General features: G+C 65.2%; 11 protein-coding genes. 7 read left to right on the forward strand and 4 right to left on the reverse strand.

Translation table 11 applies throughout. The annotated features are described in order from the left end of the window. Window positions 1-122: 122 nt before the first annotated feature. From Q0C64_RS11975 to Q0C64_RS11985, 3 genes are read left to right on the forward strand one after another with little or no spacing between them, the layout of a single operon-like run. Window positions 123-1,310: a 3-deoxy-7-phosphoheptulonate synthase gene (locus tag Q0C64_RS11975; RefSeq protein WP_294124070.1), complete on the forward strand. Its 1,188-nt coding sequence runs from the start codon at window positions 123-125 to the stop codon at window positions 1,308-1,310. Then, the gene (gene aroA / locus Q0C64_RS11980; RefSeq protein WP_294124071.1) at window positions 1,307-2,596 is read left to right on the forward strand and encodes a 3-phosphoshikimate 1-carboxyvinyltransferase; all 1,290 of its coding nucleotides are present in this window, start codon (window positions 1,307-1,309) and stop codon (window positions 2,594-2,596) included. Before Q0C64_RS11975 ends, aroA begins: the two co-directional genes overlap by 4 nt. Then, entirely contained in the window at window positions 2,593-3,504 is a 912-nt protein-coding gene (locus tag Q0C64_RS11985) for a chorismate synthase (RefSeq protein ID WP_294124072.1), read from the forward strand. Before aroA ends, Q0C64_RS11985 begins: the two co-directional genes overlap by 4 nt. Here Q0C64_RS11985 and paaD read toward each other — a convergent pair whose 3' ends face one another. Genes paaD through hppD form a run of 4 tightly spaced genes read right to left on the reverse strand, consistent with a single transcriptional unit; the run spans window position 3,505 to window position 6,684 of the window. Beyond that, on the reverse strand, window positions 3,505-3,942 hold the full coding sequence (paaD, locus tag Q0C64_RS11990) for a 1,2-phenylacetyl-CoA epoxidase subunit PaaD (protein ID WP_294124073.1): 438 nt from the start codon (window positions 3,940-3,942) through the stop codon (window positions 3,505-3,507). It lies immediately after the preceding gene. Next, window positions 3,942-5,144, reverse strand: a complete 1,203-nt coding sequence (gene pcaF / locus Q0C64_RS11995) for a 3-oxoadipyl-CoA thiolase (RefSeq protein WP_294124074.1) — start codon at window positions 5,142-5,144, stop codon at window positions 3,942-3,944. Before pcaF ends, paaD begins: the two co-directional genes overlap by 1 nt. After that, on the reverse strand, window positions 5,141-5,587 hold the full coding sequence (paaI, locus tag Q0C64_RS12000; RefSeq protein WP_294124075.1) for a hydroxyphenylacetyl-CoA thioesterase PaaI: 447 nt from the start codon (window positions 5,585-5,587) through the stop codon (window positions 5,141-5,143). Before paaI ends, pcaF begins: the two co-directional genes overlap by 4 nt. Next, the gene (hppD, locus tag Q0C64_RS12005) at window positions 5,584-6,684 is read right to left on the reverse strand and encodes a 4-hydroxyphenylpyruvate dioxygenase (RefSeq protein ID WP_294124076.1); all 1,101 of its coding nucleotides are present in this window, start codon (window positions 6,682-6,684) and stop codon (window positions 5,584-5,586) included. The genes paaI and hppD overlap by 4 nt, the downstream gene beginning before the upstream one ends. Before the next feature lie 187 nt (window positions 6,685-6,871). Here hppD and Q0C64_RS12010 point away from each other — a divergent pair, with 187 nt between their 5' ends. From Q0C64_RS12010 to Q0C64_RS12025, 4 genes are all read left to right on the forward strand, one after another. Then, the gene (locus Q0C64_RS12010) at window positions 6,872-7,126 is read left to right on the forward strand and encodes a 4a-hydroxytetrahydrobiopterin dehydratase (RefSeq protein WP_294124077.1); all 255 of its coding nucleotides are present in this window, start codon (window positions 6,872-6,874) and stop codon (window positions 7,124-7,126) included. Beyond that, the gene (locus Q0C64_RS12015) at window positions 7,119-8,417 is read left to right on the forward strand and encodes an MFS transporter (RefSeq protein ID WP_294124078.1); all 1,299 of its coding nucleotides are present in this window, start codon (window positions 7,119-7,121) and stop codon (window positions 8,415-8,417) included. Before Q0C64_RS12010 ends, Q0C64_RS12015 begins: the two co-directional genes overlap by 8 nt. Before the next feature lie 193 nt (window positions 8,418-8,610). After that, window positions 8,611-9,426 (forward strand): phenylalanine 4-monooxygenase, encoded by an 816-nt coding sequence (locus tag Q0C64_RS12020; protein WP_294124079.1) that lies wholly within the window; start codon window positions 8,611-8,613, stop codon window positions 9,424-9,426. 34 nt (window positions 9,427-9,460) lie between these two features. Next, window positions 9,461-9,976, forward strand: coding sequence for a flavin reductase family protein (locus tag Q0C64_RS12025; protein WP_294124080.1), 516 nt, complete (start codon window positions 9,461-9,463; stop codon window positions 9,974-9,976). The last annotated feature ends 182 nt before the right edge of the window (window positions 9,977-10,158 follow it).

A 10,158-nucleotide genomic window follows, 5' to 3' on the forward strand; every position in this document is an offset into this window, starting at 1 on the left:
GATCGATGCCCTTCCGGCCCCATGGCTTGTCGACGATGCGGGTGGCGAGCCGTTGCACTATCGGCTCATCGCCGTGCCGCCCGGCTTTGGCAAGCGGCGCGGCTTGCGCTAGGGCGGCGACGATGAATGCGACGCTCGTTTCGAACCTCGGCTGGTACCCCGCCAGCTGGCGCGGCCACCGGGCGCGGCAAATGCCGGAATATGCCGACGAAAGTGCGGTGCGGGCGGTGGAAGCCAGGCTCGAAGGTTCGGCTCCGGTCATCCGGATCGAGGAAGCGTCGCGGCTGCGTGAACTGGTTGCCGATTTGGCTGGCGGTCGTGGGTTCTTGCTCCAGGGCGGCGACTGCGCCGAGAGCTTCGATGATCCGGTCGCCGAGCAGGTGGCCGGGATCGTCGGCCTGTTCGACGCCATGGCCGACCGGCTTCGGCCCAATGTCGTGGGACCCTTGGTGGAGACTGCCCGGATCGCGGGTCAATTTGCCAAGCCCCGGAGCGCGCAGGAAGAAACCCATGATGGCGTGACCCTGCCGGCCTACCGCGGTGATATCGTCAATGGCATCGAATTCGATGCGAACGCCCGCCGGCCCGATCCGCAACGCATGATTCGCGCCCATATGCAGTCGGTCGGAACCGCGGCGAGCCTCTCCGCGGCGCGTGGCGCCGGAGCGCCGATCTTCACCAGCCATGAAGCCTTGCTGCTGCCCTATGAGGAACCGCTGACCCGCCGCGATTCCGCCGGCCGCTGGTGGGCGACTTCGGGCCATATGCTGTGGCTCGGCGACCGCACCCGCCAGCTCGATAGCGCCCATGTTGAATATCTGCGCGGCATTGAAAATGTCGTCGGCGTCAAATGCGGGCCGACGCTTGGCGCCGATGAGCTAAGCAGCTTGATCGACCGGCTCGATCCGCTTGGGCGAAATGGCAAGCTCGTCTTGATCGGCCGCTTCGGGGCCAAGCGCATTGGCGAACTGCTGCCGCCTCTGCTCCGCGCCACCAAGGGCCGGCCGGTGGTGTGGACGATCGATCCGATGCACGGCAACACCAGCATGAGCGGCAAGCGCAAGGTCCGCCGCCTTCCGGATATTCTGGCGGAGGTTGACGGATTCTTCGCCATCGCCCGCGCCGAAGGCGTGTATCCCGCCGGCGTGCATCTCGAAATGAGCGCGCTCGACGTCACCGAATGCATCGGCGGGCGCGGGCCGGCGTCGATTGACGAGCTGGAAAAGAATTGGCTGACCGCCTGCGACCCGCGCCTTAACCGCGCCCAGGCGATCGACCTTGCCGCTCACGTCGCGGCGCTGCTGGCGTGAAGCTCACAGCCAGGCCCGGCGGGCCGCTCCAGGGCGAGGCGGACGTCCCCGGCGACAAGAGCTGCTCCCATCGTGCGCTGATCCTCGGCGCCATGGCCGAAGGAACGACCCGGATCTCCGGCTTGCTCCAAAGCGCGGACATTTTCGCGACGGTGGCCGCGATCAAGACACTCGGCGGCAATGTCGAACAACATGGCGAGGAATGGCTGGTCCGCAGCGGGCCATGGCGCGGGCCGGTGGCGATCGACTGCGGCAATAGCGGCACGGCGGCACGGCTTTTGATGGGCGCAGTGGCGGGCATGCCGGGCGTCCACGCCATGTTCAGCGGTGACGCATCGCTGTCCGCACGGCCGATGCAGCGAGTGACGCTGCCATTGGCCCGGATGGGTGCGACGATTCAAGGCGGCGACCGGCTGCCGATCGCCGTCGAGGGCACGCATCTTGGTGGCATCGAACACCGCAATGTCCCCGCCTCTGCCCAGGTCAAATCGGCCATCTTGCTGGCCGGCCTGGGGACCGGTGCTCCAGTCACCGTGATTGAGGCGGTCCCGAGCCGCGATCATACCGAGATCATGCTGCATCAATTCGGTTGCGATGTAGCGGTCGACGATGGCCCGAACGGCTGGACCACTTCGCTCGGAACCCGGCGGGCGCCGGTGGCCTGCGAGCTGAGCATCGCCTCCGATCCGTCATCGGCCGCCTTTCCGCTGGTCGCCGCGACAATCGTCCCCGGATCGGACGTGATGGTCCGTGGGATGCTGGTCAATCCGCTTCGAACCGGTCTCTATGAAGTGCTGGAGCAAATGGGTGGCGAGATCGACCTTTCGAACGAGCGCATCCAGTCGGGCGAAATTGTCGCCGATGTGCGGGTTCGAGCCGCGCCACTAGCTCCGTGCCATGTCCGGGCGGAACAGGTTCCGGCAATGGTCGACGAAATTCCGGTACTGGCAATCGCCTGCGCCTTCGCCGATGGCGAGAGCGTCATCGAAGGTCTCGCGGAGCTGCGTCTCAAGGAAAGCGACCGGCTCGGCGCGGTCATTGCCGGGCTCACGGCCTGCGGGATAGGCGCAGTTGCCGACGGCGATACGTTGCGGATCTTCGGCGCGGCAAAGGTGCGCGGCGGTGCAGGTGTTGCGACCCAAGGCGATCACCGCATCGCCATGGCATTCCTGACGCTGGGGCTCGCTGCCGAGCAGCCGGTGGAGGTTGACGAGGCAGAAATGATTGCCACCAGTTTCCCGGACTTCGTTGAGGTCATGCAGTCGCTGGGAGCAGGCATCGGATGAGCATCAACAGCCTAGGCCATTTGTTCCGGCTGACGACCTGGGGCGAAAGCCATGGGCCCGCAATCGGCTGCGTGGTCGATGGCTGTCCGCCAAATCTCCAATTGGACGAGCCCTGGGTGCAGCAATTCCTCGATTTGCGCCGTCCGGGCACCTCGAAGAATGTTTCGCCGCGGCAGGAGCCGGACCGGGTTCGCATCCTGTCCGGCGTGTTCGACGGCCGGACGACCGGCACGCCGATCGCGATGATGATCGACAATGTCGATGCAAGACCCGGCGACTATGCCAACCTGCCGCCAAGGCCCGGGCATGCCGACGCCGTCTACGACGCCAAATATGGCTTCCGCGATCCCCGCGGCGGCGGACGGGCGTCGGCGCGGGAGACGGCGATGCGTGTGGCCGGCGGCGCGGTGGCGCGGCTGGTCATCCCGGAAGTCAATATCGCCGCAAGCGTGGTCGAAATTGGTGGCGAGCCGGACGAAAGCCGCTGGGAAGCGATGCTCGACGAGGCCCGGGAAGGTGGTGACAGCCTGGGCGCGATCATCGAATGCGTCGCGGTGGGCGTCCCTGCCGGATGGGGCGCTCCCATCTATGCCAAGCTCGACGCCGAGCTGGCGGCAGCCTGCATGGGTATCAATGCCGTCAAAGGGGTCGAAATCGGCGAGGGGTTCGCCGTCGGACGGGCTCGGGGCAGCGACAGCATGGCGGCCAAGCAAGCCAGCGGCATCGACGGCGGCATTTCGACCGGCAAGGCGATTGTCGTCAGGGTCGCGTTCAAGCCGACCTCGAGCATCGGAATCGGCGGCCGGCACGACCCTTGCGTCGGCATTCGCGGCGCACCGGTGGTCGAGGCGATGGTCGCCTTGGTGTTGGCCGATCACAAGTTGTTGCACCGCGGGCAGTGCGGTTGATCAGTGGCACTTGAATCGGTCGAACGGCTCCAAACAGTCCTGGCAGCGCCACTGCGCCTTGCACGGCGTTGAGCCGAACCGGCTGACCTCCTCGGTGTCGGTCGAGCCGCACTGCGGGCAGGTCGCCGCCTTGGCCAGCTCAGGCGGAGCGATGCCGTAGGCGCGCAGCTTCTCCTTGCCCTCCTCGCTGATCCAGTCGGTCGTCCAGGGCGGCGTCAGCACCGTCTCGATCGCGACGTCGCGATAGCCGTTTGCATCGAGCGCTTGGCGGATACTTTGCTCGATGAACTGGGTGGCGGGGCAGCCTGAATAGGTGGGCGTAATGACCACCTTGTCTTCCTCGACCGAGCGGACGATGCCGAGGTCGAGCACCGACACCGCCGGAATTTCCGGGTCCGGCACGCCGTTGAGGACGGTCCAGATGTCCCGGACGCCCATCACACGCGCTCAAGTGCCAGTGCGATTCCCTGACCGACGCCGATGCACATGGTGGCCAGGCCAAAGCGGCCGCCGTTGCGCTGCAGCTCCTCGGTGACGGTCATCGCCAGCCGCGCGCCCGACATGCCAAGCGGGTGGCCGAGCGCGATCGCGCCGCCATTGGGATTCACATGGGCGGCGTCGTCGGCAAGGCCGAGCTGCCGCATCACGGCAAGTCCTTGCGCGGCGAACGCCTCGTTAAGCTCGATCACGTCGAGATCGGCGACCTGAAGGCTCAGCCGCTCAAGCAGTTTCTGCGTTGCCGGGGCAGGGCCAATCCCCATGACCCGCGGCGGAACTCCGGCCACCGCGCCGCCCAGCACCCTGGCGCGCGGCGCCAGGCCATATTTCTCGACGGCAGCCTTCGACGCCACAATCAGCGCGGCCGCGCCGTCATTGACGCCGCTGGAATTGCCGGCGGTGATCGACCCGCCTTCGCGGACGATCGGCTTCAGCTTGGCCAGTGCCTCGACGCTGGTTTCGCGCGGGTGCTCGTCCTTGTCGACGATCACCGGATCGCCCTTGCGCTGCGGGATGGTGACGGGGACGATTTCGGCAGCCAGCCGGCAATTGGCCTGCGCTGCGGCGGCGCGACGCTGGCTTTCCGCCGCGAACCGGTCCTGGTCCTCGCGGCTGACCTGGAACTCCTCGGCCACATTCTCGGCGGTCTCGGGCATGGAATCGATGCCGAATTCGGCCTTCAGCTGCTTGTTGACGAAGCGCCAGCCGATCGTCGTGTCGTAGACCGCATTGGCCCGGCTAAAGGCTCCGTCGGCCTTGGGCATGACGAACGGCGCGCGGGTCATGCTTTCGACCCCGCCGGCGATCACCAAGTCGGCCTCGCCGGCCTTGATCGCCCGCGCAGCCATGGCCACCGCGTCGAGGCCCGATCCGCACAGCCGGTTGATGGTCGTCCCCGGCGCGGTCGTGCCGAGCCCGGCGAGCAGCGCGGCCATGCGCGCGACGTTGCGGTTGTCCTCGCCCGCCTGGTTGGCGCAGCCGAGGATGATGTCGTCCAGTGCCGACCAGTCGACGCCATGGTTCCGTTCCTTCAGCGCCCTCAGCGGAATCGCGGCTAGATCGTCCGGCCGGACCGAACTAAGCGCCCCGGCATAGCGGCCGATCGGCGTGCGGACGGCATCGCAGATAAAAGCATCGGTCAAACTTCGTCTCCGGTCTCGATATAGGGACCGCCGATCGATCTCGAAAATCCCTGGAACTCGGCCACCGGCCTGCCCGTGTCGGTCCTGACACTGACATTGTAGACCCCTGACCTAACGACAAGGGCGGCCTCCTGCGCTTCAGCGACCAGCACTTCGCCTTCCTCGGCGCCATCGAGGAACACCATCGTCGCCTGGGCGCCGACGGTCCTTACATTGCGGCTGTTGCAAGCATAGGCGAAGGCCGTGTCGGCCAGCGCATAGACCATGCCCCCATGCGCCTTGCCATGGCCGTTCAGCATATCAGGCGTGAGTTTCATGCGGATGCGCGAATAGCCCTCGCGCGCTTCCTCGATCTGGATGCCCCAGGCCCTGCCGGTGCCCTCAGCGGCCAGCATGGCGAAGGCCACGCGCTCGGCCAGCGCGTCGGCGGGATTGTCGCTCATTCGGCGTCGATCACCCCACGGCGGATCTGGTCGAGCTCGATGCTCTCGAACAATGCCTTGAAGTTGCCCTCGCCGAAGCCCTCGTTGCCCTTGCGCTGGATAATCTCGAAGAAGATCGGGCCGATCACATTCTGAGTGAAGATCTGCAACAGCAGGCCCTGGCCTTCGGTCGGAGCACCATCGACCAGGATGCGGCGCTTCTCCAGTTCGGCGGTGGGCTCGCCATGGTCCTTCACCCGCTCGTCGACCAGCTCATAATAGGTGTCGGGCGTGTCCTGGAACGGAATGCCGCGCGACCGCAGGATGTCGACGGTCTGGTAAATGTCGTCGCTGCCCAGCGCGATATGCTGGATGCCCTCGCCCTTATATTCGCGGAGGAACTCCTCGATCTGGCTCTTGTCGTCCTGGCTCTCGTTCAGGGGGATGCGGATCTTGCCGCAGGGCGAAGTCATCGCCTTGGAGAAAAGGCCGGTGACTTTCCCTTCGATGTCGAAGTAGCGGATCTCGCGGAAGTTGAAGAGCCGCTCGTAGAATTCGGCCCAATGGTTCATCCGCCCGCGATTCACATTGTGCGTGAGATGATCGAGATAGGTGAGGTGCGAGGCGTGGCTCGCTTCCTGCTCCGCCGCGTCGGGCAGATAGTCGAAATCGACATCGTAGATGGTGCCGCCACTGCCGTAACGGTCGACGAAATAGAGCCGCGACCCGCCGATCCCCTCGATGCACGGAATGTCGAGCTCGCCTTCGGCGACGTCGCTTTTGACGTCGGTCGCACCGAGGCTGAGCGCCCGGGCATGAGCTGCCCTGGCGTCCTTGACCCGGAAAGCCATGGCGCAGGCGCAGGGGCCATGATCGACCGCGAATTGCTCGGCGAAGCTTTTGGCTTCCGCATTGATGATGAAGTTGATGTCGCCCTGCCGGTGCAGCGTGACGTTCTTGCGTTTGTGCCGGGCGACGGCCGGGAAACCCATCCTGGCGAACAGCGAGCGCAGTAGCTCGGGATCGGGCGCGGCATATTCGACGAACTCGAAGCCGTCGGTGCCCATCGGATTCTCGAGGCCCAATGGGCCGAGCTCAACGGAAGTGGCGGTAGCCATGTCAGTCTCCTTTGGGCGGGTCAGTGCGCCGCCCTCCTTCGCTTTTCAAGTCGGTAAGGTTTACGAAGTTTGTGATTACATCTCAAAATTAGGGGGTCGCAAACTTCACAATCTTCGATCCAATGGACCGAGTCGAATATGGACGCGACGGGCCTATAGACCGGTCAACATTGTGTAGGACAGAGAAATGAACCCACCGAATGGCTGGACGCCGAGCGAGGACAACTCGGCCTTGCAGCGTAGCTTCAAGTTCAAGGATTTCTCCGAAGCGTTCGCTTTCCTGACACGGGTCGCGATGCATGCCGAAAAGGTCGACCACCATCCCGAATTCACCAATGTCTGGAACCGGGTCGACTTTCGCCTGACCACCCATGACACCGGCGGCGTAACGCCGCGCGACATCGAGCTGGCCAAGACGATCAACGGGCTGGCCGGTGGCTGATTCCGCCACGATCGAAGTCTCGCGCGGATCGAAGGCGATCGCGGCCTTTTCGACCATCGTCGAATGGTATGATTTCACCCTCTATCTCTATTTCGCGACCGTGCTCTCCCGAGTCTTCTTCGGCGGCGGCGAGAATTCGCTGCTCGCCACGCTCGCCGGCTTTGCCATTGCCTATCTGATGCGCCCGCTCGGCGCCCTGTTCTTCGGGCACATCGGTGACCGCCATGGACGACGACATACGCTGTTGCTGTCGGTCGCGCTGATGACCGCAGCGATGCTGGCCATCGCCCTGCTTCCCACGCGGGCGGCGATCGGCCCGGCGGCGGGATGGCTGCTGATCCTGCTGCGTTGCGTGATGGGCTTCGCGGTCGGCGGAGAATATACCGGCGTGGTCGCCTATCTCCTCGAAGGCGCGCGTGACGAGAGGCGGGGGCTGGTCACCAGCTTTGCAGCCGCGGCAAGTGAGGTCGGCGCGCTGCTCGCGGTCGGAATTTCGGCGGTGACGGTCAGCATGATGAGTGCGCCGGACCTGGACAGCTGGGGTTGGCGCATTCCCTTCCTGGTTGGCGCCCTGCTCGCCGGCAGCGTCTGGATCGCTCGCCATGCCATGGCCGAATCCCCCGACTTCGAGCGCCAGCGCGCTGAAGACACCATTCCAGCCAATCCGATCCATCACACGCTGACCCGGCATCGCGGTGGCATCCTGCGCGCCTTCGCCATCTCCTCGCTGGGTTCGATCACTTATTATGTCGGCATCACCTATGTGCCGGCCTTCCTGGCCACGGCCGGTTCGATGACCGAGGCGGATTCGCTGTGGCTGTCGACCCTGGCGGCGGTCATGGTGATCCTCGTCACTCCGTTCGTCGGCCTTTTGTCCGACCGTTACGGCCGCAAGCCGGTGCTCGCCGCCCTGTGCCTCGCCAGCGCGATCCTGCCGATGGCCATGTTTTCGCTGATGGCCGGCGGCTCCCACGCCGAGGCGCTGCTCGGCGCGGTCATTTTGGCAATGGTGGCGGGCGGAGTTAGCGCGGTCGGCGCAGTTGCCACCGCCGAGCAATTCGGCGGCGAAGGCCGGCTCAGCGGCCTGGCGCTGGGCGCGACATTCGCCACCGCCATTTTCGGCGGGCTGACCCCCTATCTTGCCCAGCAGCTGCTCGGCTGGACCCAGTGGCCGAGCGTGCCAGGTGCGATGATCGGCCTCGTCGCACTGGCGGTCCTGCCGCTGTTCCTGACGATGGACGAAACGGCGCCAACGCGGACCCAGCCCCGGCCATCTTCCGTTCAGGCATGAAGTTCGATAAGGGACGCGTAATGACAGTACGTGCCGCCTTGAACATTGCTTCGCCGACCATTCAGTCGGCCGCGGTCCGCTATTATCTCGATGCGGTGGAGACCGGCTGAGGCTGCACGCACTCAGTTAAGGACCGCCGCCCCGCCAAGCCTCGCTTCGGCGGGGTTTTTTATTGCCCGCAAAGGAATGAAGAATGTTTCGAGAATTTGATGAGAAGGCCCCTCCACCATTCGGCTCCGCCGAACGGTCCCCCTCCCCGAGCAAGCTCAGGGAGGATTGGCAGGACTATCTCGTGCCGCAGGACTGGCATTATTTCACAGCCGAGGAGCATGGCGTGTGGGACACGCTGTTCGCCCGGCAGGTGCCATATCTTGGCACGCGGATCGTCACGCCGTTCCTCGAGGGAATTCCCAAGCTCGGGCTCGACCAGCCGGGCATTCCCGAGCTTGGCCGATTAAACGAACGACTCGAGCGGCTGACCGGCTGGCGCTGTGTGTCGGTGCCGGGGCTGGTGCCGGACGACGCCTTCTTCGCCATGCTGGCCGAGCGCTGTTTTCCGATCGGCAATTTCATCCGCTCGGCCGATAGCCTCGACTATCTGGAGGAGCCCGACTGCTTCCATGACATTTTCGGCCATGTGCCGTTGCTGGCGCACGAGCCGGTCGCGCGGTTAATGCAGGCGATGGGCCGGCTTGGCGTGGCGGCGGTGGCCGACGGCTTCGGCGACACCATCTCGCGGCTCTACTGGCATACGGTCGAATTCGGGCTGGCCCGTGAAGGCGGCGAGGTGAAGATCCTCGGCGCCGGCCTGGCCTCGAGCTTTGGCGAAGCGCATTTCGCGATCGAGGCCGACGTGCCACGCCCGCGCTTCACGCTCAAGGAGGCGGCGGCGACCGCCTACCGCAGCGATACCTTCCAGCCGCTCTATTTCGTGTCGGACTCGCTGGAGGTCTCAGCTGCCGAGCTCGAATCGCTCGATCTTTCGGGGTTGAAGCGGTTGGCCCCGTGACATCGGCGGGCGCGGGCCGCTATGGCGTCCGGCGATGACGGACGCCCAAGTCTCGCGCGAATATCGCACCGGCTCCGACCCGCGGACGCTGCGCGACGCGCTCGGCTGTTTTGCCACCGGCGTGACGGTGGTCACCTGCCTGGATGCGGAAGGACAGCCGGTCGGGCTTACCGCCAACAGCTTTACCTCGCTCAGCCTCGATCCGCCGCTGCTGCTGGTGTGCGTCGCCAAGGCGGCAGCCAGCGCCGTGCCGCTGAGCGAAGCCCGCCATTTCGCGGTCAATGTCCTTCAGACCCAGCAGCAGCCGGCGTCGATCACCTTCTCGACCAGGGTCGAGGACCGGTTTGGCTGCACCGCCTGGAGCATGGGCGAACATGGCGTCCCGGTGCTGCTCGATTCGCTTTCCGTGTTCGAATGCGCGCGCCATGCCATCCATGACGGCGGCGATCATTTCATCCTGGTCGGCGAGGTGAAGAAGGCGACTTTCGAGCCGGGGCTCGATCCCTTGCTCTACTTCCGCGGCAGCTACCGCCGCCTCCATTTTGATTAATCTGGGTTAAGGTTAACTTATCCACAGATGCGTGACTCATGGGTCGATTCGGTCCAGCTTCACGTCATGGCGGGCCGGGGGAAAGCTGATTCGCCCGAGGGCGATGTCGCCGTGGTAGCGCGAGAGGGTTCGGCGGGGCCGGCCTCCGATTGGCTGCCCGACTTTGCCGGGCCGCTCGATTT

This window comes from Sphingomonas sp., assembly GCF_023266535.1.
GTDB lineage: Bacteria > Pseudomonadota > Alphaproteobacteria > Sphingomonadales > Sphingomonadaceae > Sphingomicrobium.

What these genes read in the sequence shown, in the direction of transcription:
- paaD (WP_294124073.1), bottom strand. Translation starts at nt 3,942, where the DNA reads ATGGGCGTCCGGGACATCTGGACCGTCCTCAACGGCGTGCCGGACCCG.
- Q0C64_RS12025 (WP_294124080.1), top strand. Translation starts at nt 9,461, where the DNA reads ATGACGGACGCCCAAGTCTCGCGCGAATATCGCACCGGCTCCGACCCG.
- Q0C64_RS11975 (WP_294124070.1), top strand. Translation starts at nt 123, where the DNA reads ATGAATGCGACGCTCGTTTCGAACCTCGGCTGGTACCCCGCCAGCTGG.
- hppD (WP_294124076.1), bottom strand. Translation starts at nt 6,684, where the DNA reads ATGGCTACCGCCACTTCCGTTGAGCTCGGCCCATTGGGCCTCGAGAAT.
- paaI (WP_294124075.1), bottom strand. Translation starts at nt 5,587, where the DNA reads ATGAGCGACAATCCCGCCGACGCGCTGGCCGAGCGCGTGGCCTTCGCC.
- Q0C64_RS11985 (WP_294124072.1), top strand. Translation starts at nt 2,593, where the DNA reads ATGAGCATCAACAGCCTAGGCCATTTGTTCCGGCTGACGACCTGGGGC.
- Q0C64_RS12010 (WP_294124077.1), top strand. Translation starts at nt 6,872, where the DNA reads ATGAACCCACCGAATGGCTGGACGCCGAGCGAGGACAACTCGGCCTTG.
- Q0C64_RS12020 (WP_294124079.1), top strand. Translation starts at nt 8,611, where the DNA reads ATGTTTCGAGAATTTGATGAGAAGGCCCCTCCACCATTCGGCTCCGCC.